General features: G+C 71.7%; 18 protein-coding genes. 14 read left to right on the top strand and 4 right to left on the bottom strand.

Annotation, left to right across the window (positions count from 1 at the left end):
* Positions 1-144 precede the first annotated feature (144 nt).
* From trpC to J1792_RS28525, 8 genes are all read left to right on the top strand, one after another.
* Complete coding sequence (gene trpC / locus J1792_RS28560; RefSeq protein ID WP_086570977.1) at positions 145-954, top strand: indole-3-glycerol phosphate synthase TrpC; 810 nt, start codon at positions 145-147, stop codon at positions 952-954.
* A 275-nt stretch (positions 955-1,229) separates the two neighbouring features.
* Positions 1,230-2,474: a tryptophan synthase subunit beta gene (trpB, locus tag J1792_RS28555; RefSeq protein ID WP_207248522.1), complete on the top strand. Its 1,245-nt coding sequence runs from the start codon at positions 1,230-1,232 to the stop codon at positions 2,472-2,474.
* Positions 2,474-3,289: a tryptophan synthase subunit alpha gene (gene trpA / locus J1792_RS28550; RefSeq protein WP_086570971.1), complete on the top strand. Its 816-nt coding sequence runs from the start codon at positions 2,474-2,476 to the stop codon at positions 3,287-3,289. The genes trpB and trpA overlap by 1 nt, the downstream gene beginning before the upstream one ends.
* 64 nt (positions 3,290-3,353) lie before the next feature.
* On the top strand, positions 3,354-4,136 hold the full coding sequence (locus J1792_RS28545) for a DsbA family protein (protein WP_207248521.1): 783 nt from the start codon (positions 3,354-3,356) through the stop codon (positions 4,134-4,136).
* Positions 4,137-4,285: 149 nt separating this feature from the next.
* A complete protein-coding gene (gene lgt / locus J1792_RS28540) occupies positions 4,286-5,305 on the top strand; it encodes a prolipoprotein diacylglyceryl transferase (RefSeq protein WP_207248520.1) in 1,020 nt (339 codons plus the stop codon).
* Between the two features lie 208 nt (positions 5,306-5,513).
* Positions 5,514-6,245 carry a VIT1/CCC1 transporter family protein gene (locus tag J1792_RS28535; RefSeq protein ID WP_086570965.1) on the top strand — a complete coding sequence of 244 codons (732 nt, stop codon included), beginning with the start codon at positions 5,514-5,516 and terminating at the stop codon, positions 6,243-6,245.
* Positions 6,246-6,555: 310 nt separating this feature from the next.
* A complete protein-coding gene (gene gltB, locus J1792_RS28530; protein ID WP_086570963.1) occupies positions 6,556-11,112 on the top strand; it encodes a glutamate synthase large subunit in 4,557 nt (1,518 codons plus the stop codon).
* The gene (locus J1792_RS28525) at positions 11,105-12,565 is read left to right on the top strand and encodes a glutamate synthase subunit beta (protein ID WP_086570961.1); all 1,461 of its coding nucleotides are present in this window, start codon (positions 11,105-11,107) and stop codon (positions 12,563-12,565) included. The genes gltB and J1792_RS28525 overlap by 8 nt, the downstream gene beginning before the upstream one ends.
* Positions 12,566-12,653: 88 nt before the next feature.
* Here the strand turns inward: J1792_RS28525 and J1792_RS28520 are convergent, their stop codons facing one another.
* Genes J1792_RS28520 through J1792_RS28510 form a run of 3 tightly spaced genes read right to left on the bottom strand, consistent with a single transcriptional unit; the run spans position 12,654 to position 15,830 of the window.
* Positions 12,654-13,319, bottom strand: coding sequence for a calcium-binding protein (locus J1792_RS28520; RefSeq protein ID WP_086570959.1), 666 nt, complete (start codon positions 13,317-13,319; stop codon positions 12,654-12,656).
* Positions 13,316-14,509, bottom strand: coding sequence for a non-hydrolyzing UDP-N-acetylglucosamine 2-epimerase (gene wecB, locus J1792_RS28515; RefSeq protein WP_242646798.1), 1,194 nt, complete (start codon positions 14,507-14,509; stop codon positions 13,316-13,318). The genes J1792_RS28520 and wecB overlap by 4 nt, the downstream gene beginning before the upstream one ends.
* Before the next feature lie 58 nt (positions 14,510-14,567).
* The gene (locus J1792_RS28510; RefSeq protein ID WP_086570957.1) at positions 14,568-15,830 is read right to left on the bottom strand and encodes a glycosyltransferase; all 1,263 of its coding nucleotides are present in this window, start codon (positions 15,828-15,830) and stop codon (positions 14,568-14,570) included.
* A gap of 519 nt (positions 15,831-16,349) precedes the next feature.
* On the opposite strand from J1792_RS28510, the gene J1792_RS28505 reads away from it, so the two are divergent.
* The gene (locus tag J1792_RS28505; protein ID WP_207248519.1) at positions 16,350-18,188 is read left to right on the top strand and encodes a DUF2334 domain-containing protein; all 1,839 of its coding nucleotides are present in this window, start codon (positions 16,350-16,352) and stop codon (positions 18,186-18,188) included.
* Between the two features lie 5 nt (positions 18,189-18,193).
* The gene (locus J1792_RS28500; protein ID WP_242646796.1) at positions 18,194-19,246 is read left to right on the top strand and encodes a glycoside hydrolase family 113; all 1,053 of its coding nucleotides are present in this window, start codon (positions 18,194-18,196) and stop codon (positions 19,244-19,246) included.
* 21 nt (positions 19,247-19,267) lie between these two features.
* Here J1792_RS28500 and J1792_RS28495 read toward each other — a convergent pair whose 3' ends face one another.
* A complete protein-coding gene (locus J1792_RS28495; RefSeq protein WP_242705063.1) occupies positions 19,268-20,149 on the bottom strand; it encodes a hypothetical protein in 882 nt (293 codons plus the stop codon).
* A gap of 213 nt (positions 20,150-20,362) precedes the next feature.
* Between J1792_RS28495 and J1792_RS28490 the strand changes: the two genes are divergently transcribed.
* The 4 genes from J1792_RS28490 to J1792_RS28475 all read left to right on the top strand — a co-directional run bounded on the left by J1792_RS28490 (position 20,363) and on the right by J1792_RS28475 (position 24,237).
* Positions 20,363-21,172 carry a serine protease gene (locus J1792_RS28490; RefSeq protein WP_242646795.1) on the top strand — a complete coding sequence of 270 codons (810 nt, stop codon included), beginning with the start codon at positions 20,363-20,365 and terminating at the stop codon, positions 21,170-21,172.
* Positions 21,173-21,488: 316 nt separating this feature from the next.
* Positions 21,489-22,202, top strand: a complete 714-nt coding sequence (locus J1792_RS28485) for a hypothetical protein (protein ID WP_207248518.1) — start codon at positions 21,489-21,491, stop codon at positions 22,200-22,202.
* Positions 22,203-22,316: 114 nt separating this feature from the next.
* A complete protein-coding gene (locus J1792_RS28480) occupies positions 22,317-23,003 on the top strand; it encodes a response regulator (protein WP_207248517.1) in 687 nt (228 codons plus the stop codon).
* A gap of 76 nt (positions 23,004-23,079) precedes the next feature.
* On the top strand, positions 23,080-24,237 hold the full coding sequence (locus J1792_RS28475; RefSeq protein ID WP_086573109.1) for a sensor histidine kinase: 1,158 nt from the start codon (positions 23,080-23,082) through the stop codon (positions 24,235-24,237).
* Positions 24,238-24,332: the final 95 nt, after the last annotated feature.

The following is a 24,332-nucleotide window of genomic DNA, read 5'->3' as shown; positions in this document are numbered from 1 at the left end:
TCCATTCGGGGGTCCGCCCGGCGAGACCGGCGTCAACCGGATGCGAAACCTTCGCCCTCCGGCAAGTACCATCGCAGATGCCTGGTGAGGTGATATCGCACCGCACCAGCCCAGACCATCCGAGTCCGGAAGGGGGCCGCTCGCGTGAGTGTGCTCGACGAGATCATCGACGGAGTCCGTGCCGACCTCGCGGAGCGGCAGGCGCGCGTCAGCCTCGACGAGCTCAAGGAGCGCGCGGCGAAGGCCCCGCAGGCCAGGGACGGGGCGGCCGCCCTGCGCGGCGAGAACGTCAGCGTGATCTGCGAGGTCAAGCGCTCCAGCCCGTCCAAGGGCGCGCTCGCCGCGATCGCCGACCCCGCCGGGCTCGCCGCCGACTACGAGGCGGGCGGCGCGGCCGTCATCAGCGTGCTGACCGAGCAGCGCCGCTTCGGCGGCTCGCTCGCCGACCTCGAGGCCGTCCGCGCCAAGGTCGACATCCCGATCCTGCGCAAGGACTTCATCGTCACCGCCTACCAGCTGTGGGAGGCCCGCGCGTACGGCGCCGACCTGGCGCTGCTGATCGTGGCCGCGCTGGAGCAGGAGGCCCTGGTCTCCCTCATCGAGCGGGCCGAGTCCATCGGGCTGACCCCGCTGGTCGAGGTGCACGACGAGGACGAGGTCCAGCGCGCGGTGGACGCCGGCGCCCGCATCATCGGCGTCAACGCCCGCAACCTCAAGACCCTCGAGGTGGACCGGGACACCTTCGCCCGCGTGGCCCCCGAGATCCCGGACGGCATCATCAAGATCGCCGAGTCCGGCGTGCGCGGCCCGCACGACCTGATCGCCTACGCCAACGACGGCGCCGACGCCGTCCTGGTCGGCGAGTCCCTGGTCACCGGCCGCGACCCGAAGGGCGCCGTGGCCGACCTGGTCGCCGCGGGCGCCCACCCGGCCCTGCGGCACGGACGGGGCTGACACCCCGGATGGCCGCCGGCCGCACCCGCCGCACGGGACCGGGCCGCCGCCCGGCCCCCGCCGGCGTGCCCGCGGCCGGGAACGCCTACGCGCGCCTGGCCCGGGGCTGCCGCCCCCGTGGCTGCCGCGCGCCCGCGCGCCGCGTCCGCGGGCGCCGGGTGAGGTACCACATCGGCTGTGAGCCGGGGCAGGTCAACGGGCGCCGATGGCGTAGCTGAGCCGATCGCTCGCTCAGTCACACCGTCATCCCACGCTTCTCCTTGAGGAGATCAGGCATGCCCAGCGAATTCTTCGTGCCCGACCCCGAAGGTCAGGTGCCGAACGCCTCCGGCTACTTCGGCGCGTTCGGCGGCAAGTTCATCCCCGAGGCCCTCGTCGCCGCCGTCGACGAGGTCGCCGCCGAGTACGAGAAGGCCAAGGCCGACCCCGCCTTCGCCGCCGAGCTCAACGACCTGATGGTCAACTACACCGGGCGCCCCAGCGCCCTCACCGAGGTGCGGCGCTTCGCCGAACACGCGGGCGGCGCCCGGGTGTTCCTCAAGCGCGAGGACCTCAACCACACCGGCTCCCACAAGATCAACAACGTGCTGGGCCAGGCCCTGCTCACCCGGCGCATGGGCAAGACCCGCGTCATCGCCGAGACCGGCGCCGGCCAGCACGGCGTGGCGACCGCGACGGCCTGCGCCCTCTTCGGCCTCGAGTGCACCATCTACATGGGCGAGGTCGACACCCAGCGGCAGGCCCTCAACGTCGCCCGGATGCGGATGCTCGGCGCCGAGGTCGTCGCCGTGAAGTCCGGCAGCCGCACCCTCAAGGACGCCATCAACGAGGCCTTCCGCGACTGGGTCGCCAACGTCGACCGCACCCACTACCTCTTCGGCACGGTCGCCGGCCCCCACCCCTTCCCGGCCCTGGTCCGCGACTTCCACCGGGTCATCGGCGTCGAGGCCCGCCGCCAGATCATCGAGCGCGCCGGCCGCCTGCCGGACGCCGCCGTGGCCTGTGTCGGCGGCGGCTCCAACGCCATCGGCCTCTTCCACGCCTTCCTCCCCGACGAGAGCGTGCGCCTGATCGGCTGCGAGCCGGGCGGCCACGGCGTCGAGACCGGCGAGCACGCCGCGACCCTCACCCAGGGCACCCCCGGCATCCTCCACGGCTCCCGCAGCTACGTCCTGCAGGACGAGGACGGCCAGATCACCGAGCCGTACTCCATCTCCGCCGGCCTGGACTACCCCGGCATCGGCCCCGAGCACTCCTACCTCAAGGACACCGGCCGCGCCGAGTACCGCGCCGTCACCGACGACGACGCCATGCAGGCGCTGCGCCTGCTCTCGCGCACCGAGGGCATCATCCCGGCCATCGAGAGCGCCCACGCGCTCGCCGGCGCCCTGGAGCTCGGCCGCGAGCTCGGCCCGGACGGGCTGATCCTGGTCAACCTCTCCGGGCGCGGCGACAAGGACATGGACACGGCGGCGCGTTACTTCGGGCTGTACGACAACGACACGGCGGGGGCGAAGTGATGGCGGGCAACATCGAACTCCTGAGCTCCGTCCTGGCCGCGGCCAAGGCCGAGAACCGCGCCGCGCTCGTGGGCTACCTCCCGGCCGGCTTCCCGACCGTGGCGGACGGCGTGCGGGCGGTCACCGCCATGCTCGACGGCGGCTGCGACGTCGTCGAGATCGGCCTGCCGCACAGCGACCCGGTCCTGGACGGGCCGGTCATCCAGACCGCCGACGACATCGCCCTGCGCGGCGGCATCAGGATCGCCGACGTCATCCGCACGGTGAAGGAGGCGCACGAGATCACCGGCGCGCCCGTGCTGTGCATGACCTACTGGAACCCCGTCGACCGCTACGGCGCCGAGCGGTTCGCCGCCGACCTCGCGGCCGCCGGGGGAGCGGGCTGCATCCTGCCCGACCTGCCGGTGGAGGAGTCCGAGGTCTGGCGCAAGGCCGCCGAACAGCACGGCCTGGCCACGGTGTTCGTCGTCGCGCCCAGCAGCCGCGACGAACGCCTCGCCAAGATCACCGCGGCGGGCAGCGGCTTCGTCTACGCCGCGTCCCTGATGGGCGTCACCGGCACCCGGGAGTCCGTCGGCCAGGAGGCCCAGGAGCTGGTGCGCCGCACCCGGGCCGTCACCGACCTGCCCGTCTGCGTCGGCCTCGGCGTCTCCACCCCCGAACAGGCGGCCGAGGTGGCCCAGTTCGCGGACGGCGTGATCGTCGGCTCGGCCTTCGTCAAGCGGCTGCTGGACGCCCCCGACCTGGAGTCGGGCCTGGCGGCGGTCCGTACCCTCGCGGGTGAACTGGCAGAGGGCGTACGCAAGCGCGCGTAACCCTTTGGGAGGAAACGACGGCCGGGGGCGCGCACGGCGCGCCCCCGGTTCGTTGTAGGGGGATGTGAGCCAGAAGAACAGCGACGGAAAGCGCAGCGCCCGCGAGCGGCTGCAGGAACAGCGCGAGCGGGAGCAGGCCCGCGTCAAACGCAAGAGGGCCCTGATCGCGGGTGTCGCGGTGGCCGTCGTCCTCGGCGGGGGCGCCGGGGTCGCCGCCCTGGTGGCCTCTTCCGGCGGCGGCAAGGACAACAAACAGCAGACCTCCGGACCGCTGGTCGCCCCCCAGGGCGCCATGGGCAAGGACAACCTGGCCATCCCCGTGGGCAAGCCCGAGGCCAAGGCCACCCTCGCCGTCTACGAGGACTTCCGCTGCCCCGCCTGCGCCCTGTTCGAGAACGGCTACCGCGACACGGTCCACGACCTGGAGGCGAAGGGCCGGTTGAAGTCCGAGTACCACCTGGTCACGCTGATCGACAAGAACATCCCCGGCACCGGCTCGCTGCACGCCGCCAACGCGGCGGCGTGCGCCCAGGACGCCGGGAAGTTCACCGCGTACCACGACGAGCTGTACAAGAACCAGCCGCCGGAGACCGACGACGCCTTCGGTAAGAAGGACCGCCTGCTGGAGCTGGCGGACAAGGTCGGCCTGAACAGCCCGGCGTTCAAGCGGTGCGTCGAGGGCGGCACCCACAACAGCTGGGTCCAGAAGTCCCAGAACACCTTCAGCACCTCGGGCCTCCAGGGCACCCCCACCGTCCTGCTGAACGGCAAGAGCATCTACGGCCCGACCACTCCGCTCACCCCGCAGAAGTTCCGCGAGATGGTCGCGGAGGCGCAGAAGGGCTGAGCCGGGGCCCGAGGCCGTCGACGGGGGCGCCGCGGCCCCGCCGTCGACGCCAAGGCCCCCGCGTCCGTGAGGCGGGGGCTACCGTGGGTCACGGGCCGAAAAGGCCGCCCTGGGACTTGGCGCCGCCACGAGGTAGGTTCTTACCTGCCATGGAACTCGCATACATTCCCAGCCCCTCGACCGGCGTGATCCACCTCGGGCCGGTCCCGCTGCGCGGCTACGCCTTCTGCATCATCATCGGTGTCTTCGCCGCCGTCTGGCTCGGCAACCGACGCTGGATCGCGCGGGGCGGCCGGGCCGGGACGGTGGCCGACATCGCCGTGTGGGCGGTGCCCTTCGGCCTGGTCGGCGGGCGTCTCTATCACGTGATCACCGACTACGAGCTCTACTTCGGCCCGGGCCGGAACTGGGTGAACGCCTTCAAGGTCTGGGAGGGCGGCCTCGGCATCTGGGGCGCCATCGCGCTGGGCGCGGTCGGCGCGTGGATCGGCTGCCGCCGGCGGGGGATCCCGCTGCCGGCGTACGCGGACGCCATCGCGCCCGGCATCGCCGTCGCCCAGGCCATCGGGCGCTGGGGCAACTGGTTCAACCAGGAGCTGTACGGCAAGCCCACGGACCTGCCCTGGGCGCTGAAGATCGACGCCGACCCGGCCATCGGGCGCGTCGCGGGCACGTACCACCCGACGTTCCTCTACGAGTCCCTGTGGTGCCTGGCCGTCGCGGCGCTGGTGATCTTCGCGGACCGGCGGTTCAAGCTCGGGCACGGCCGGGCCTTCGCCCTGTACGTGGCCGCCTACACCGTCGGGCGCTTCTGGACCGAGTACCTGCGTGTCGACGAGGCCCACCACGTGCTGGGCCTGCGCCTGAACGGCTGGACGTCGATCCTGGTCTTCCTCGCGGCGGTGGCCTACATCGTGATCTCGGCGAAGAAGGCGCCGGGCCGCGAGACGGTCGTGGAGCCGGGCGCCGCCGAGGACGCGGCCGCCGTCGACGGCGGAGCGAAGGACGGCAAGGGGTCCGTCAAGGAGCCCGCCACGAAGCCGGTCAACGGTGCCAAGGACGTCAAGGAGCCCGCCAAGGAGCCGGTCAAGGACGTCAAGGAGCCCCCCAAGGACGTCAAGGGTTCCCCGGACGCCGCCCCCAAGCCCGCCGGTCCGAAGAAGCCCTGACGCGCGCGGCGCGTCGCCCCAGCCCCCACGGCCTGTGCCGTGGGGGCTTTTCGTCGTCTCGCCGCTAAAAACCAGCAGGTCAGCGTGGTTAGTACGGCCTGCCTTGCTAGCGGATCACCCTCGAACGCGCGTACCTTCGACCCGTAAGCGACACAAGAGGGGCGGGGGCCGTGGGCCCGTGCCCCTGGGGAAGGGAGCACCCGGAGCAATGGCTGTCCTCGATACGGCCGCGGAGACGCATATCGCCCACCGTGACAACCACACGCACCGCGATGTGAACGGCGGCTGGCTGCGACCCGCCGTGTTCGGCGCCATGGACGGGCTGGTCTCCAACGTGGCCCTGATGACGGGTGTCGCCGGCGGGTCGGCGTCCTCGGACGCGATCGTGATCGCCGGCCTGGCGGGCCTGGCGGCGGGCGCGTTCTCGATGGCCGCCGGCGAGTACACCTCGGTGGCCTCCCAGCGCGAGCTGGTGCTGGCCGAGCTGGACGTGGAGCGGCGCGAGCTGCGCAAGCACCCGGCCGACGAGCTGGAGGAGCTCGCCGCGCTCTACGAGTCGCGCGGCGTCGAGCCCAAGCTGGCCCGCGAGGTCGCGCGGCAGCTGTCGAAGGACCCCGAGCAGGCGCTGGAGATCCACGCCCGCGAGGAGCTCGGCATCGACCCCTCCGACCTGCCCTCGCCGACGGTCGCCGCCGCGTCCTCGTTCGGTTCCTTCGCGCTGGGCGCGCTGCTGCCCCTGCTGCCCTACCTGCTGGGCGCCACCCGGCTGTGGCCCGCCGTGCTGCTGGCGCTGCTCGGTCTCTTCGCCTGCGGCGCCGTCGTGGCGCGGGTGACGGCCCGGTCGTGGTGGTTCAGCGGGCTGCGTCAGCTGCTGCTCGGCGGTGCGGCGGCGGGTGTGACTTACCTCCTCGGTATTGCCTTCGGCACCGCTGTCGGGTGATGCTTATGCGGGCAACCGCATAACGTGCAGGTTTCTTCGCGGTTTCAGCTCCTCGCCCACAGGGCACAATCCGGTAGCGCAGCGGGCAACGCCGCCCCCTTGCGCAATTCTCTTCGGCGCGACCGGGCCTGGTGATCCCAAGGCCTCCAGGCGCTCCGCTCCGCATCCGGGTGTCCAGATGATGGACCGAGGCTTCCACTTTTCGAGAAGCCGCCCATCATGTAATCTGCACGAACTTTTCAGCGGAGGGCCAGCGTCGTCCCTCGGCACATGCCTCTGACATGACTGCCAGACGACGACGGGAGCGCCGATGCGCCACGCATCCCACCCCGCCCCGCAGGGGATGTACGACCCGCGCAACGAGCACGACGCCTGCGGCGTCGGCTTTGTCGCGACTCTCACCGGCGAGGCGAGCCACGAGCTCGTGGAACAGGCGCTCACCGTCCTGCGCAACATGGAGCACCGGGGCGCCACCGGCTCGGACCCCGACTCCGGCGACGGCGCGGGCATCCTGCTGCAGGTCCCCGACGCCTTCCTGCGCGAGAGCGTCGGCTTCGCCCTCCCCGAGGCCGGCGCGTACGCCGTCGGCATCGGCTTCCTCCCGGCGGACGACCAGGAAGCGGCCGCCGCCGTCTCGCAGATCGAGACGATCGCCGCTGCGGAGGGCCTCGCCGTCCTCGGCTGGCGCGACGTCCCCGTCGCCCCCGACCTGCTGGGCGCCGGCGCCCGCGCCACCATGCCCGTCTTCCGGCAGCTGTTCGTCGCGGACGCCGCCGGCGAGGCGTCGGGGCTCGCCCTCGACCGCAAGGCCTTCGTCCTGCGCAAGCGCGCCGAGCGCGAGGCGGACATGTACTTCCCCTCCCTGTCCGCCCGCACCATCGTCTACAAGGGCATGCTCACCACCGGGCAGCTCGAGCCGTTCTTCCCGGACCTCTCCGACCGCCGCTGCGCCACCGCCATCGCGCTGGTGCACTCGCGGTTCTCCACCAACACGTTCCCGAGCTGGCCGCTCGCCCACCCGTACCGCTTCGTCGCCCACAACGGCGAGATCAACACGGTCAAGGGCAACCGCAACTGGATGCGCGCCCGCGAATCCCAGCTGGCGAGCGAGCTGTTCGGCGCCGACGGGAACATCGACCGCCTCTTCCCGGTCTGCACCCCCGACGCCTCCGACTCCGCCTCCTTCGACGAGGTCCTCGAGCTCCTCCACCTCGGCGGGCGCTCGCTGCCGCACAGCGTGCTGATGATGATCCCCGAGGCCTGGGAGAACCACGCCTCCATGGACCCGGCCCGGCGCGCCTTCTACCAGTACCACTCCACCCTGATGGAGCCCTGGGACGGCCCGGCCTGCGTCACCTTCACCGACGGCACCCTCGTCGGCGCCGTCCTCGACCGCAACGGCCTGCGCCCCGGCCGCTACTGGGTCACCGACGACGGCCTGGTCGTGCTCTCCTCCGAGGTCGGCGTCCTGGACATCGACCCCGCCAAGGTCGTCCGCAAGGGCCGCCTGCAGCCCGGCCGGATGTTCCTCGTCGACACCGAGGGCCACCGCATCATCGAGGACGACGAGATCAAGGCCGCCCTCGCCGCCGAACAGCCCTACCAGGAGTGGCTGGAGGCCGGTCTCATCGACCTCGCCGACCTCCCCGAGCGCGAGCACATCGTGCACACCCACGCCTCGGTCACCCGCCGCCAGCAGACCTTCGGCTACACCGAGGAGGAGCTGCGCGTCATCCTGGCGCCCATGGCCGCCTCCGGCGCCGAGCCGATCGGCTCCATGGGCACCGACTCGCCGATCGCCGCGCTGTCCGAGCGGCCGCGGCTGCTCTTCGACTACTTCACCCAGCTCTTCGCGCAGGTCACCAACCCGCCGCTGGACGCCATCCGCGAGGAGCTCGTCACCTCGCTGATCTCCTCCCTCGGCCCGCAGCGCAACCTGCTCGACCCCACCGCCGCGTCCTGTCGCAGCGTCACCCTGCCGTTCCCCGTCATCGACAACGACGAGCTCGCCAAGCTCATCCACATCAACGCCGACGGCGACCTGCCCGGCCTCAAGGCCGCCACCCTCTCCGGCCTCTACCGCGTCTCCGGCGGCGGCGAGGCGCTCGCCGCCCGCCTCGCGGCGATGTGCGCCGAGGCCGACGCCGCCATCGCCGACGGCGCCCGCCTCATCGTGCTCTCCGACCGGCACTCCGACGCCGAGCACGCCCCCATCCCGTCGCTGCTGCTGACCTCCGCGATCCACCACCACCTCATCCGTACCAAGCAGCGCACCCAGGTGGGCCTGCTGGTCGAGGCCGGCGACGTCCGCGAGGTCCACCACGTCGCGCTGCTCATCGGTTACGGCGCGGCGGCGGTGAACCCGTACCTGGCCATGGAGTCCGTCGAGGACCTGGTCCGCGCGGGCACGTTCCTGCCGGACACCGCCCCCGAGGACGCCATCCGCAACCTCATCAAGGCGCTCGGCAAGGGCGTGCTCAAGGTGATGTCCAAGATGGGCATCTCCACCGTCGCCTCCTACCGCGGCGCCCAGGTCTTCGAGGCCGTCGGCCTGGACGAGACCTTCGTCGACACCTACTTCCACGGCACCGCCACCAAGATCGGCGGCGCCGGCCTGGACGTCGTCGCCAAGGAGGTCGCCGCCCGCCACGCCAAGGCCTACCCCGCCACCGGCATCGCGGCCACCCACCGCCGCCTCGACATCGGCGGCGAGTACCAGTGGCGGCGCGAGGGCGAGCCGCACCTCTTCGACCCCGACACCGTCTTCCGGCTCCAGCACTCCACCCGTGCCCGCCGCTACGACATCTTCAAGCAGTACACGCAGCGCGTGAACGAGCAGTCCGAGCGGCTGATGACGCTGCGCGGCCTGTTCTCCTTCAAGAGCGACCGCCCCTCGATCCCGCTCGAGGAGGTCGAGCCGGTCGCCGCCATCGTCAAGCGCTTCTCCACCGGCGCCATGTCCTACGGGTCCATCTCCCAGGAGGCCCACGAGACCCTCGCCATCGCCATGAACCGGCTGGGCGCCAAGTCCAACACCGGTGAGGGCGGCGAGGACCCCGAGCGCCTCTACGACCCCGCGCGCCGCTCCAGCATCAAGCAGGTGGCCTCCGGCCGCTTCGGCGTCACCAGCGAATACCTCGTCAACTCCGACGACATCCAGATCAAGATGGCCCAGGGCGCCAAGCCCGGCGAGGGCGGCCAGCTGCCCGGCCACAAGGTCTACCCCTGGGTCGCGAAGACCCGGCACTCCACCCCCGGCGTCGGCCTGATCTCGCCGCCCCCGCACCACGACATCTACTCCATCGAGGACCTCGCCCAGCTCATCCACGACCTCAAGAACGCCAACCCCGCGGCCCGCATCCATGTGAAGCTGGTCTCCGAGGTCGGCGTCGGCACGGTCGCGGCGGGCGTCTCCAAGGCCCACGCCGACGTCGTCCTGATCTCCGGCCACGACGGCGGCACCGGCGCCTCCCCGCTGACGAGCCTCAAGCACGCGGGCGGCCCCTGGGAGCTCGGCCTCGCCGAGACCCAGCAGACCCTGCTGCTCAACGGGCTGCGCGACCGCATCGTCGTGCAGACCGACGGCCAGCTCAAGACCGGCCGCGACGTGATCATCGCCGCCCTCCTCGGCGCCGAGGAGTTCGGCTTCGCCACCGCCCCCCTCGTCGTCTCCGGCTGCGTCATGATGCGCGTCTGCCACCTCGACACCTGCCCCGTGGGCATCGCCACCCAGAACCCCGTCCTGCGCGAGCGGTTCTCCGGCAAGGCCGAATTCGTCGTCAACTTCTTCGAGTTCATCGCCGAGGAGGTCCGCGAGATCCTCGCCGAGCTGGGCTTCCGCACCCTCGAGGAGGCCGTCGGCCACGCCGAACTCCTCGACACGGGCCGGGCCGTCGGTCACTGGAAGGCCCAGGGCCTGGACCTCGAGCCCCTGCTGCACGTGCCGGACCTGCCCGCGGGCGCCGTCCGCCACCGCACCACCGCACAGGACCACGGCCTGGCCAAGGCGCTCGACAACCAGCTGATCAAGCTCGCCGCCGACGCCCTCGACACCGTCGGCGACGAGGCCCCCCAGCCCGTCCGCGCCCAGCTGCCCATCCGCAACATCAACCGCACCGTCGGCACCATGCTGGGCCACGAGGTGACCAAGCGGTACGGCGGCGCCGGCCTGCCCGACGACACCATCGACATCACCTTCACCGGCTCCGCCGGCCAGTCCTTCGGCGCCTTCCTGCCGCGCGGCGTCACCCTGCGCCTGGAGGGCGACGCCAACGACTACGTCGGCAAGGGCCTCTCCGGCGGCCGGATCGTCGTCCGCCCCGACCGCGGCGCCGACCACCTCGCCGAGTACTCCACCATCGCCGGCAACACCCTCGCCTACGGCGCCACCGGCGGCGAGCTCTACCTGCGCGGCATCGTCGGCGAACGCTTCTGCGTCCGCAACTCCGGCGCCACCGTCGTCTCCGAGGGCGTCGGCGACCACGGCTGCGAATACATGACCGGCGGCAGGGCCGTCGTCCTCGGCCCCACCGGCCGCAACTTCGCGGCCGGCATGTCCGGCGGCGTCGCCTACGTCGTCGACCTCGACCCCGACAACGTCAACAAGGAGCTGGCCGCCGCCGTCGACACCCTCGACGACGCCGACCGGCAGTGGCTGCACGACGTGGTGCGCCGCCACCACGAGGAGACCGCCTCCACCGTCGCGGCGGCCCTCCTCGCCGACTGGGACACGGCCGTGACCCGCTTCAGCAAGGTCATGCCCGCCACGTACAAGGCAGTGCTCGCCGCCAAGGACGCCGCCGAGCGAGCCGGTCTCACCGAGACCGAGACCCACCAGAAGATGATGGAGGCGGCGACCCATGGCTGACCCGAAGGGCTTTCTGACCACCGACCGCGAGGTCGCCCGCACCCGTCCCGTCGAGGAGCGCGTCCGCGACTGGAACGAGGTCTACGTCCCCGGCTCCCTCCTGCCGGTCATCAGCAAGCAGGCGAGCCGCTGCATGGACTGCGGCATCCCGTTCTGCCACAACGGCTGTCCGCTCGGGAACCTCATCCCCGAGTGGAACGACTACGCCTACCGCGAGGACTGGAGCGCCGCGTCCGAGCGGCTGCACGCCACCAACAACTTCCCCGAGTTCACCGGCCGCCTGTGCCCCGCGCCCTGCGAGTCCGCGTGCGTGCTCGGCATCAACCAGCAGCCCGTCACCATCAAGAACGTCGAAGTCACCATCATCGACAAGGCCTGGGACACCGGCGACGTCACCCCGCAGCCGCCCGAGCGGCTCTCCGGCAAGACCGTCGCCGTCATCGGCTCCGGCCCCGCCGGCCTCGCCGCCGCCCAGCAGCTGACCCGGGCCGGCCACACGGTCGCCGTCTACGAGCGCGCCGACCGCATCGGCGGGCTGCTGCGCTACGGCATCCCCGAGTTCAAGATGGAGAAGCGGCACATCAACCGCCGCATCGAGCAGATGCGCGCGGAGGGCACCAAGTTCCGCACCGAGGTGGAGATCGGCCGCGACATCGACGCCGCCAAGCTGCGCAAGCGCTACGACGCCGTCGTCATCGCCGCCGGCGCCACCACCTCCCGCGACCTGCCCGTCCCCGGCCGCGACCTGGCGGGCATCCACTTCGCCATGGAGTACCTGCCACTGGCCAACAAGGTGCAGGAGGGCGACCTGACGGTCTCCCCGATCACCGCCGAGGGCAAGCACGTCGTCGTCATCGGCGGCGGCGACACCGGCGCCGACTGCGTCGGCACCGCCCACCGCCAGGGCGCGGCCTCCGTCACCCAGCTGGAGATCATGCCCAGGCCGGGGGAGCAGCGGAACGCGGGCCAGCCCTGGCCCACCTTCCCCATGCTCTACAAGGTCACCTCGGCCCACGAGGAGGGCGGTGAGCGGGTGTACTCCGTCTCCACCACCCACTTCGAGGGCGACGAGGACGGCAACGTCCAGTGGCTGCACCTGGTCGAGGTCGAGTTCGTCGAGGGCAAGCTGACGCAGAAGCCGGGCACCGAGCGTCGCATTCCGGCCCAGCTCGTCACCCTCGCGATGGGTTTCACCGGCACCGACCGGCAGAACGGTCTCGTGGAGCAGTTCGGCCTCGAACTGGACGAGCGCGGCAACATCGCCCGCGACGCCGACTACGCCACCAACGTCCCCGGCGTGTTCGTCGCCGGTGACGCCGGCCGCGGCCAGTCCCTCATCGTGTGGGCCATCGCCGAGGGCCGCTCCGCCGCCCGCGGCGTGGACCGCCACCTCACCGGGACCAGCACCCTGCCGGCCCCGGTCCGGCCGACGGACCGGGCGCTCACCGTCTGACCGTCCGACGCCCCCGTGACACGGCGCCCGCCTCAACCCCGACCCGAGGCGGGCGCCGCCACGCGTCGCCCGTCACTCCGGCCGTCCGTCACTCCAGCGGACGGGCCGAGACGTCGCTGAACACCACCCGCGCGTCCTCCGAGTACACCCCCACGTTCCCCTTGAGGTACGGGCGCTCCCGGTCCTCGTAGGCCACCAGCCCCCGGCCGTCGACGCTCACCTCCATTTTGGCGCCCCACTGGACGACCCGGACGTCCGACGACTTGCCGAGCGGGAAGTGCTGGGCCCCGGTCGCCAGGAACCGCTGTCCGCCGGGATAGGCGGGATCGCGCTTGCCCAGCTCCCAGCCGTTCGGCTTGAGGGTGATGTAGTAGAAGTGCTCCGGATCGGTGTACGCCCACACCAGCCACGGCACCTCCCAGGGGTTGGGCTTGGGGGTGCGCAGCTGGGCGATCGTGCGCATCCGGGCGTGGAAGTCCACGTCCCCGTACTGCCGGGTGGAGACGATCAGGCCGGCGTGGGTCTCCTCCGCCCGCGTGGCGGGCTTGGGGGAGAGGGCCAGGCCGTCATGGCGGCCGATGTTCTCGCCGTGCCCGTCGAACACCGACCGCCACGGCCCGTGGACCGATCCCTCGGCCCACGGGCGCTCCGGCTCCCCGCTGTCCTCCCAGATGGCGCTCACCGCGAAGACCAGTCCCGCCACCACGGCGGCCGCGAGCAGTGCGAGGGCGAGAAGCCGGTGAACTCTCGTCATGCCGTCGAGTATGACCCCGGACCGTCGGGCTGGGTGACGACCAGCGGGCGGGGCGCGGGCGTCGCGTCGGCGTCGGCGCCGAAGTCCTCCGCGAGCTGCGCCACGATGCGGTCCGTGGCGTGCCCGTCGCCGAAGGGGTTGCCGGCCTTCGCCATCCGCTCGTACGCCGCGGCGTCGTCCAGCAGGTGCATGGCCGCGTCGAGGATGACCTGCGGCTCGGTGCCCACCAGCCGTGCCGCGCCCGCCTCGACGGCCTCGGGCCGCTCGGTGGTCGTCCGCAGCACCAGGGCCGGCTTGCCCAGGCTCGGCGCCTCCTCCTGGATGCCGCCCGAATCGGTCATCACCAGGTCGCAGCCGGCGAGGGTGGCGGAGAAGTCCACGTAGTCCAGCGGCTCGACGACGTGGATGTGGGCGTGGCCGGTCAGTTCGGGCAGCAGGGCCTCGCGTACGGCCGGGCTCTTGTGGAGCGGCAGCACGATCTCCACGTCGCCGCGGTCCGCCAGGCGGCGCAGCGCCGTGCCCATGGCGCGCATCTTGTCGCCCTGGTTCTCCCGGCGGTGCAGGGTGACCAGGACGCGCCGCAGACCGGTGCTGAAGTGGTCGCGGCCGGTGCCCTCCTGGAGGACCCACAGCAGGTTGTCGATGACGGTGTTGCCGGTGACGAAGACCTCGGCGTCCGGCACGCCCTCGGCCTTCAGGTGCCCGGCTGCGCGCGAGGTGGGGGCGAAGTGCCAGCGTGCCGTGCGGCCGATGAGACGGCGGTTGAGCTCCTCGGGGAAGGGGTTGTCCAGGACTCCGGTGCGCAGCCCGGCCTCGACGTGGGCGACGGGGATGTGCTCGTAGAACGCGGCGAGGGCGCCGGTGAGGGCGGTGGTGGTGTCGCCCTGGACGATGACGACGTCGGGGCGCTCGGCGCGGACGACGTCGCCGAGCCCGTCCACGAGCCGGGCCGTCAGCTTGGACAGCTCCTGGCGGTCGCGCATCACGTCGAGCTCGACGCTCGCGGGCACCCGCAGGAGTTCCAGCATCTGCTGGAGCATCTCGCGGTGCTGGCCGGTGCTGACGACGATGGGTTCGAAGAGCGGCGAGGCGGCCATCGCACGGGCCACGGGCGCGAGTTTGATGGCCTCGGGGCGGGTGCCCAGGACGAGCATGGCGCGTACGGGCGTGGTGATGACGTTCGGGGACATGGGTCTCCCTCGGGGAAATGTCGTGCCGTTGCGTGAAGGTGGCGGAGCGGCCGGGGCCTCAGGTGCGCGCGGTCTTGAGCCAGGTCTGCTTGCCCGTGAGCATCCGCCACAGCCCCCACCATCCGGCGGCGAACCAGATGTAGCCGTAGAGGACGAAGACGTGCGAGAGCAGAACCGACCGCACGAGCCCGAGCCCTCGCTCGCGCCGGGAGTAGACCCAGCCGTAGGCGTACGCCGCGGTGAACGACAGGACGTACGGGCCGATGATCCACATCGGTGAGAACAGCGGGTGTCCCGCCTGCACCGAGCCGACGACGGTGCCGCCGGTGGCCATGAGGAAGGACAGCGGCAGCAGTGAGGTGAGCAGGATCAGGACCGGGCTGGAGAGGTGGTAGAGCAGGTCCACCGCGGCCCGGGTGGGCACCTCGCGCAGGATCAGCGGGACCAGTCCGGCCGACTGCAGATGGCCCTGGAACCAGCGCGAGCGCTGGCGCACCAGGCGCTTGACGTCGAGGACGGCCTGCTGGGAGACGGCGGCGGTGGTGCAGTGGTGGTTGGTCCAGCCGCGGGCGATCAGGCGCACCCCGAGGTCGAGGTCCTCCGTCAGGGAGTCGCTCCAGGGGCCGTTGCCGCTCTCGTCCATGAGGCTGTCCAGCGCGGACAGGCGCATGAACTGGCCGTTGCCGCCCATGCCGACGCTGCCGAAGTAGCGCCGGGCGGACTGGAAGATGTCGCCGTAGATGACGAACTCCATGTCCTGGAGCCGGGCGAGCAGCCCCTTGTGCCGGTTGTACATCCGCACGCCGATCTGGGTGCCGCCGGTGCGCGGGTCGTCGAAGTAGGGGTCGACCGCCTGCACCACGTGCGGGTCGAGGCGGCCGTCGGCGTCCACGACGCAGACGATGACGTCGGCGGGGTCGTGCTCCCGCAGGAGGCCGGATTCGCGCAGGTGACGGATGCCGGCGTTGAGGGCGGCGCCCTTGCCCTTGCGGGCGTCCGGCAGCCGCCGCTGGAGCAGCCGCACCCTGTTCGACGAGGAATGGGCGGCGGACCGCGCGATGTCGGCCGTACGGTCGTCGGACGCGTCGTCGATGACCAGGGCCATGAAGTTGCCGGCCGGCAGCGAGGTGATGCGGGCCAGGCTTTCCGCGAGCACCTTCTCCTCGTTCAGGCAGGCGAGGAGAAAGACGTAGAGACGTTCGGCGCGCGGCCCCCGGGCGTGGCGTATCCGTCGTCTCGAGAGGACGAAGAGAGTGGAGTTGTAGCAGCCGGCCATCACGATGATGGCGATGCTCGACCACAGCATCACTTCGGTGATCATGAACGGCCACCGGAGTTTCGCAGTGCGAACCAGAATTTTGCCGAAAGAAGTGCGGCGGCTATCGCGCAGTAGAGCAGAAAACCTGCTCCCGCTGCTTCTTGCATTCCCCTGGCAAAGGGTATGCCCGGCAGAACTTCTGGGGCAGCCGTCAGCCCTGCCAAGGGCAGGACTGTCCCCAGAGCGGGTTTTCCGTACATGAGTTCCCCCCGGATGCCGCCTCGGCTTGAGGCGTGCGCAGGGAAAGTATCAGACCGTGGAGGGGGTTTAGGGGTCTGTGGTGAGAGTTGTTGAAACGGAGCACTTACTTCTGCATACCTGTCGGTTGTCATGCCTGCTCACGATGGGTATGTGACGCGTGTGATTTCTGGTCTGCACCAATTCGATTGTTCGTAATTGCCCGGACGGGACCGTAGTTGTCTATTGACACCCTTCTCGGGGACCACAAGAATCAGCCAACTGTCGGGCCCTGACACCTTTGGTGAGGGTCCGGTGGCAGATCGCCAACCAGGGGGAAACACAATGAAACATTTGCGCGGGAGACTGGGTACGTCCCGGATTTCCGTCGTCCTCGCCGTCGTCGCCGCCCTGCTGGGCGGCGTCACGCTTTCCACCGGCGCCGAGGCCGCGATAGCCCGGGACGGCAGGCCCGGCCCGGCACACGGGCTCCAGGGGGTGGGGCCCGCGTCGCTGTCCGGGGCGAGCACCAGTGACCTGAAATCATGGGCCACCGCCCGCCTGGCGAACGACCGCAAACGCCGGGCCGGCACTCTCACCGTCACCCCGGCACCCGCACCGAAGGCCACGGTCACCGCCGCACAGACGCTCGCCGCCGCATCCGGCACCTCGGCCCTGGTCCTCTACGACACCACCGGCCCCTACGGCCACCTCGGCGAGCTCTACGCCATGGCGATCGCCAACCTGGCCGGCCACTTCGGCACCGTCACCGCCAAGCCGGTCTCCGCCTACACCGCGGGCATGGTGGAGCAGTACACCTCCACCGTCTACGTCGGCTCGACCTACTACGGCGGCTCGATCCCGGACGCCATCCCCGCCGCCTTCTACCAGGACGCGCTGAAGACCACCAAGCCCGTCAACTGGGTCGGCGACAACATCTGGGGCATGGCCAATGCCGTCGGCGTCGAGAACTTCAAGAAGAAGTACGGCTGGGATCCCACCAACTCGTACTTCGAGACCGGCGGCAGCGTCGGCAACATCAACCAGGTCGCGTACAAGAACCAGACGCTGACCCGGAAGATCCCCGCCGGCTTCGACGGCGGCGTGCTGCACCCGGCCGTCGTCGACGGCCCGGACTACCCGGACATCACCGAGCTCGCCCAGGCCAAGGACGCCAACAGCGGCGCCACCAGCCCGTGGGCGATCCGGTCGGGCAACCTGACCTACGTCGGTGAGATCCCCTTCACCTACGTCTCCGAGTCCGACCGCGTCATCGTCTTCGAGGACCTCCTCTTCGACTCCCTCGCCCCCGCGACCACCGAGCGGCACCGGGCGTTCGTCCGGCTCGAGGACGTCAGCCCCAAGGCGGACCCGGCCCAGCTGAAGGCCATCGCCGACTACCTCTACGCGCAGAAGATCCCCTACGGGATCAACGTCATCCCGACCTACACCGACCCCAAGGGCGCGTACAACAACGGTGTGGCCGAAACCGTCACGCTGGCCCAGGCGCCGCAGGTCGTCGACGCGCTGAAGTACATGCTCCAGCGCGGCGCGGTGCTGATGAACCACGGCTACACCCACCAGTACAAGAACGTCGCCAACCCCTACACCGGCGCCACGGGCGACGACTTCGAGTTCTTCCGCTCCCACGTCGACGCCTCCGACAACGTGATCTACGACGGGCCGGTGGCCGAGGACTCCACCGTCTGGGCGCAGTCGCGGGTGACGTCGGCGCTGAGCGGGTTCGCGCTGGCGGGCCTGCCCAAGCCCACGCTGTGGACGACCCCGCACTACGCGGCGTCCGCCACCGACTACAAGGTCTTCGGGCAGAACTACACGGCCCGGCTTGAGCGTTCGCTGTACTTCGCGGGAACCCTGAGCGGCGGAACGGTGAACCCTGCCCGCTACATCGGCCAGTTCTTCCCGTACGCGGTCAAGGACGTCTACGGTACGACCGTGCTTCCCGAGAACATCGGCAACTACGAGCCCGAGCCCTACAACAACCACCCGGCCCGGCTGCCCGCGGACCTGGTCAACTCGGCCAAGGCCAACCTGGCCGTGCGGGACGGCGTGGCGAGCTTCTTCTACCACCCGTACTACCCGGTGGAGCCGCTGAAGCAGACGATCGAGGGCATCAAGGCCCTCGGCTACACCTTCGTCGGCCCCACGGCCCTGGCGCAGTGAACGCGATGAAGAGGGCGACCGCCGTGCTGGCGGCGGCGGCCGCCCTCTTCGTCGCCGGATGCTCCTCCTCCGGTGACGGCGACGACCCCGGGCCGTCCCCCGACCGCACCCGGCCCGACAGCAGGAAGGTGAGCGGAATGCGGGGCATGACGCTCCCGTCGTGGAACACCGACGACTACGGCAGCCCCCAGGCCGAAACGTATCTCCGGCAGATCGCCGCCACCGGCGCCCGGTGGGTGACCTTCACCCCCACCTGGTACCAGGACCGTGTCACCGACACGGCCATGCGCGTCACGGAAGAGACGGCCGGCGACGACAGCCTGCGCCACATCATCGGCCTCGCGCACGACGCGGGCCTGAAGGTCATGCTCAAGCCGCACGTCGACCTCACCAAGGGCGGGGACCGCGCCGAGATCAGGCCACGCGACCGCGACGCCTGGTTCCGCGCGTACGAGCGCTTCATCACCCACTACGCCGGCCTCTCCCGCACCACCGGCGTCGAGCAGTTCTCCGTCGGCACCGAGCTCGCCGGCACCTCCGAGGACGGCGAGCACTGGGGCCACGCCATCGCGGCCGTGCGCGAGCGCTACAAGGGCCCGCTGACCTACGCCGCCAACTACGACGAGTACCGCAAGGTCGCCTTCTGGAAGGACCTCGACGTCATCGGCGTCGACGCCTACTGGCCCCTGGCCGACAAGGCCACCAGCGACCCGGCCCGGCTGCGACGGGCCTGGCAGCCGATCGCGGAGGAGCTCGCCGCGTTCTCCGAGCGACAGCACCGCAAGATCCTCTTCACCGAGGCCGGCTACGTCAGCCAGCGCGGCTCCACCACCGCCCCCTACTCCTGGACCGTCAGCAGGCGCGACGGCGACGCCGAACAGGCGGCGGCCTACGAGGCCCTGCTCGCCGCCTTCGAGGGCAAGCCGTGGTGGGCGGGCGTGTGCTGGTGGATGTGGGACGACTGGCCCGACAGCGGCGAGACCGCGAAGCGGCTGGCGTACACGCCGCACGGCAAGCCCGCCGAGAAGGTGCTGCGCAAGTGGTGGGGCGCGTCCTGACCGGCCGGGTGGGCGCGGGTGTCACGTGTCGCACTCCAGCTCCGTGCGGCACAGCGCGCAGCGCGCCCGCAGCCGCCCGCGCACCGGCACCCGGATGCGCTGATGGCACGTCGGGCAGGGGAAGCTGACCCGCAGCGGGTCGGAGCCCTCGAAGACGTAGCCCGCCTCCGCCGAGGCGGTCCGCGTGCGGCGGTCCCGGGCGTAGCGGTGCCGGCCCAGGCGGCCGGCGCCGGCCAGCGGGGGCCGGCGCCCGTCCCGCCGGGCGCGCTCGCGCCCCCGCGCGTACGCGTCGTACGCCTGCGCGCTGGTGAACCACGGCGAGGGGTCCTCGCCGAAGGCCTCGGCCCGCTTGGCCAGCACGTACCCGAACTCCTCGGGCGTCAGGTAGCCCAGCTTCTGCGTCGTCACCGACGACTCGCGGTAGGCGTCCAGCAGCAGCCATCCCGCGCCCAGGTAGGCGGCCGCCGTGTCGGTGAGGATCTCGTTGTCCCGGGTGCCGGGGAACTCCAGGCCCAGCCGGTGCAGGTAGACGTGCATGACCTCGTGCGAGAGCGCGGCGCCGATGTCCTTGCGGTGGGTCTTGAAGCGGGAGTTGAGCTCGATGAAGTACTCGGGCCCGGCGGCGAGTTCGACGCTGCCCGCGTGCCGCATGTCGCGGAAGCTGACGATCATACGGGCGTCCGGCAGCCGCAGGTGCCGGACCATCTCGCCGGCGACGCGCTGCACGCCCAGATACGGGTCCTCGTGGTCGGAGAAGGCCACGTCGGCCGGCGGCATGCTGGCCGCGAAGGAGCGCACGCCGTCGTAGGAGAGCCGCTTGTAGAGCGCGGTGATCGCCGCCTGCACGGTGTCGACGTGCGGGAATCCGTGCTGGATCGCGACGTCCGGGACCGAGCCGCCCACGCGTGACCACCCCCGTGCGGTTGTCGCTGCCCTTCCACTGTAGGGCGGGCGGCAAGACCGCCCCCGGTGCCCGGCCGCGGGCGCGTCCCGACTGGCTGAAAACCCCGCTAGGTGCGCGTGCCAACCGGTTCGATAATCACAGCGCGCATCGTTGTCATGAGCTCTACAACCCCCACCGCGCGATGCGCACAACCTCCCACGGAAGGAAGCACGTTGCGCAATCACCTCATCGTGCTCAAGAGATTCCTCGCGGCCGGCGCGGTCGCCCTCGCCGCCCTCAGCCTCCAGCCCGGCACCGCCCAGGCCGCCCAGGACCGCGACCCCGACCCGCGCCCCGGGCCCGGCGTGGTCGGCGGCGTTCCGGCCGCACAGGGCGAGTTCCCCTGGATGGTGCGGCTGTCCATGGGCTGCGGCGGCGCCCTCTACACCCAGCAGATCGTCCTCACCGCCGCCCACTGCGTGAACGGCAGCGGCGCCAACACCTCCATCACCGCCACCGCGGGCGTCGTCGACCTGCAGTCCTCCCAAGCGATCAAGGTCAAGTCCACCCGCGTCCTGCAGGCCCCCGGCTACACCGGCACCGGCAAGGACTGGGCGCTGATCAAACTCGCCAAGCCCATCAACCTCCCCACCCTCAAGACCGCCGACAGCACCGCCTACAACCAGGGCACCTTCACCGTCGCCGGCTGGGGCGCCGACCGCGAAGGAGGCAGCCAGCAACGTCTCCTGCTCAAGGCGGACGTCCCCTACGTCGACGACGAGGCCTGCGCGGGCGCCTACGGCGACAGCCTCACCCCCGCCGAGGAGATATGCGCCGGCTTCCTCGAGAAGGGCGGCGTCGACACCTGCCAGGGCGACTCCGGCGGACCCATGTTCCGCAAGGACGACGCCGGCGTCTGGATCCAGGTCGGCATCGTCAGCTGGGGCACCGGCTGCGCCCGGCCCGGCTACCCCGGCGTCTACACCGAGGTGAGCACCTTCGCCTCCGCCATCAAGTCCGCCGCGGCGAGCCTCGGCGGCTGAGCCCCTCACCGGCTGAGTCCCCTCACCGGCGGGCCCGACGACCGGCCCGTACCGGCGACCCGGCCGTCCGCTGACCCGGACGGCCCAGCCCGGTACGGGCCCGGCGTGTCCTCCCCGGCGCCTTCGGAGACCGGTTCCTCAGGGCCCGGACCGGTCTCCGGTATGACACGGAGGGGGGTCCGTCATCCTTTCGGCCGAGACGACAATGGTCGGACAGTCGAGGTGTGGGGCGCGTAGACGTCCGTAACGTAAGGGGAGTGCCACCGAACGACCGGCGGCCGCAGTCCGAGCCGTCCGTTACGGAAAGGCACTCTCCGTGTCCGTCAAGTCCCGCCTCGCCGCCACCGCCGTCCTCACCGCCGCCGTCGCGGCCGTGGTGTACCCGACGGCCGGCGCGTTCGCGGTGGACAAGCCCGACCACGACGCCCGCCCCAAGACCACCACCGTGCGCCAGGTCCTTCTCCCCGACGGCAGCCACGCCAGCCTCACCACCGGCAGCGGCGGCACCAGCGTCACCGTCACCACCCACGGCACGCGCCGGCGCACCATCGACGCCGCCCGGCCCTCCGCCGACCTCGACCGGCTCCACCTGCGCATCATCGACGGCGGCGGCACCCGCCCCACCCTGCGCGCCCAGCTCGACGGCAGCCGCCTGACGCACTACTACGACTTCGCCTCCGGCACCCTGCGCCACACCCCCGAGGCCGCCGCCACGACCACCGGCCACCAGGCCGTCACCGGCGCCGCGAGCGGCCCCGCCACCGGCGCCGTCGTGGCCCCCGCCACCCCGCCCGCCGTCTCCCCACAGGGCACACCGCAGACCGCGCCGGCCGCCCACCGCCCGCCCCACGACACCTCCGGCAACCCCGTCAAGCGCGTCGTGGAGGCCGGCCAGGTCATCAAGGCCAGCCACGACGTCGGCGACGCCGTCACCCCCGCCCTCGCCGGCGGGGTGGCCCTGCTGGCCGTCGGCGGCGGCGCGTACGGCGTGCGCGTGGCGCTGCGCCGCAACGGACGCACCGAGGGCTGACCGGCCGGGCGCCCGCCGGAACGTCCCGGAGTGCCTGCGGTTGCGGCGCGGGGACGCCCCCGGTGACATGGAAGACGCCCCGGCGTACGGCGTGTGAGGAGCGAGGGCACAGTCATGGCGATCACCGTGGTCATCGCGGACGACCAGGAGATGGTCCGCACCGGCTTCCGGATGATCCTGGAGAGCCAGTCCGACATCGACGTCGTCGCCGACGTCGTCGACGGCGAGGCCGCCCTGGAGGCCGTCGAGCGCCACCGGCCCGACGTCCTCCTCCTCGACATCCGCATGCCCAAGCTGGACGGCCTCGAGGTCACCCGGCGGCTCTCCGAGCTCTCCGCCGCCCACCCCGAGCGCGGCCCGCGCCCCCGCATCGTCATCGTCACCACCTTCGACCTCGACGAGTACGTCCACACCGCGCTGCGCAACGGCGCCTCCGGCTTCCTGCTCAAGGACGCCAGCCCCGCCATGCTCGTCGAGGCCGTGCACGCCGCCGCCGTCGGCGACTCCCTCATCTCGCCCGCCATCACCGTCCGGCTGCTGCGCGACATGGCCGCCACCGGCACCGGCACCGCCTCACCCGCCGTCAAGCAGCCCGCCGAACCGCTCACCGACCGCGAGGCCGACGTCGTCCGCTGCCTGGCGCGCGGCGCCACCAACGCCGAGATCGCCTCCGAACTGTTCGTCTCCCTGTCCACGGTCAAGACCCACCTGGCCAACGTGCAGCTCAAGCTCGACGCCCGCAACCGCGTCGAGATCGCCGCCTGGGCCTGGGGGAGCGGACTGGCCACGAGCGGCACGTGAACGTCCACGAGCGGCACGTGAAGATTCACGAGCGGCACGTGATGGTTTACGGGCGGCACGCGAACAGAGCCCGCAGGTGAACCCGTGGGTCCTGCGGACCGCCCGCTCCCCCCGGCGGGCGGGCTGCGGCAAGGCCGCCCTCGGGGCCGCCCTGCTCTTCCTCGTCGGCTTCGAGGGCTTCTCCCTCGCCCGCCAGCCCAGCCAGCCGCACGCCGTCGTCCTCGCCTCCGGCGTCGCCGTCTGCCTGTGCGCCCTGCCCTGGAGCTGGATCCCGCTGACCGTCCGCGCGAGCGTCGCCGTCGCCGTCTCCTGGACCGCCTCGCTCGTCCTGATGACCGGACAGCACCCCACCGTCGTCTGGGGCGTCGGCGAGGACGTCGCCCTGCTCGTCCTCCTCACCGAGATCGTCTCCCGCTCCCCGGCCCGCGTCGCCCGCGTCCTGGGCCCCATGCTCGCCATCGCCGCCGTCGCCGCGCCCGTACGCGACCTCAACCCCGGCGGCTTCACCGCCCTCTTCGCCGTGCTGACCGCCGTCGTCGGCGCGTACTCCCTGATCCTGCGCGGCCACGACGCGCAGCGCGTGCGCGACATGGCGGCCGTACGCACCGCCGAGCGCCTCGAACTCGCCCGCGAGCTCCACGACCTCGTCGCCCACCACGTCACCGGCATCGTCGTCCAGGCCCGCGCCGCCCGCTTCACCGCCCTGGAGGGCCCCGCCGCCGCCGACACCCTCGAGCGCATCGAGACCTCCGCGAGCCAGGCCCTGGGCGCCATGCGCCGCCTGGTGGGCATCCTGCGCGAGGGCGAGGCCGAGACCGAACCCGTCGCCGGCCTGCCCGAGGTCCGCGAGCTGACCGAGGAGTTCACGCGCACCGGCCCGCCCGTCGCCCTCTACATCGAGAAGGGCATGGAGAGCTGGCTGCCCGGCGAGGTCGCGGCGGGCGTCCACCGCGTCGTCCGCGAGTCCCTCACCAACATCCGCAAGCACGCGGCCGACGCCACCGCCGTACGCATCGGCGTGCGCGGCGTCCCCGAGGGGGTGGAGCTGCGCGTAGCGGACGACGGCAAGCGGGCCGCCGGCCTCTCCGAGCAGGCGCGCGGCGGCGGCTTCGGCCTGGTCGGCCTCGCCGAACGGGCCAAGGCACTGGGCGGCCGGCTGCACGCCGGACCCGTGCCGGAGGGCGGGTGGCAGGTGACGGCGCTGTTCCCCGTGGACCGCGAGGGGCGGGGCTGAGCGGGAGCCCGGGAGTTCCCGGATCCGGTTCGCCGGCGGCTCAATCCGCGCACGGCGCAAACGCTTGGGGCGGCGCCTTCTTGATCATTAGCGTG

Origin of the sequence: Streptomyces triculaminicus (assembly GCF_017349075.1) — a bacterium.
Classification (GTDB): Bacteria; Actinomycetota; Actinomycetes; order Streptomycetales; family Streptomycetaceae; genus Streptomyces; species Streptomyces triculaminicus.
Note: the sequence above shows the minus strand (reverse complement) of the source record. Positions and strands in the feature narration are given on the sequence as shown.

What these genes read in the sequence shown, in the direction of transcription:
- trpB (WP_207248522.1), top strand. Translation starts at nt 1,230, where the DNA reads ATGCCCAGCGAATTCTTCGTGCCCGACCCCGAAGGTCAGGTGCCGAAC.
- trpA (WP_086570971.1), top strand. Translation starts at nt 2,474, where the DNA reads ATGGCGGGCAACATCGAACTCCTGAGCTCCGTCCTGGCCGCGGCCAAG.
- lgt (WP_207248520.1), top strand. Translation starts at nt 4,286, where the DNA reads ATGGAACTCGCATACATTCCCAGCCCCTCGACCGGCGTGATCCACCTC.
- J1792_RS28535 (WP_086570965.1), top strand. Translation starts at nt 5,514, where the DNA reads ATGGCTGTCCTCGATACGGCCGCGGAGACGCATATCGCCCACCGTGAC.
- gltB (WP_086570963.1), top strand. Translation starts at nt 6,556, where the DNA reads ATGCGCCACGCATCCCACCCCGCCCCGCAGGGGATGTACGACCCGCGC.
- J1792_RS28525 (WP_086570961.1), top strand. Translation starts at nt 11,105, where the DNA reads ATGGCTGACCCGAAGGGCTTTCTGACCACCGACCGCGAGGTCGCCCGC.
- J1792_RS28520 (WP_086570959.1), bottom strand. Translation starts at nt 13,319, where the DNA reads ATGACGAGAGTTCACCGGCTTCTCGCCCTCGCACTGCTCGCGGCCGCC.
- wecB (WP_242646798.1), bottom strand. Translation starts at nt 14,509, where the DNA reads ATGTCCCCGAACGTCATCACCACGCCCGTACGCGCCATGCTCGTCCTG.
- J1792_RS28510 (WP_086570957.1), bottom strand. Translation starts at nt 15,830, where the DNA reads ATGATCACCGAAGTGATGCTGTGGTCGAGCATCGCCATCATCGTGATG.
- J1792_RS28505 (WP_207248519.1), top strand. Translation starts at nt 16,350, where the DNA reads ATGAAACATTTGCGCGGGAGACTGGGTACGTCCCGGATTTCCGTCGTC.
- J1792_RS28500 (WP_242646796.1), top strand. Translation starts at nt 18,194, where the DNA reads ATGAAGAGGGCGACCGCCGTGCTGGCGGCGGCGGCCGCCCTCTTCGTC.
- J1792_RS28480 (WP_207248517.1), top strand. Translation starts at nt 22,317, where the DNA reads ATGGCGATCACCGTGGTCATCGCGGACGACCAGGAGATGGTCCGCACC.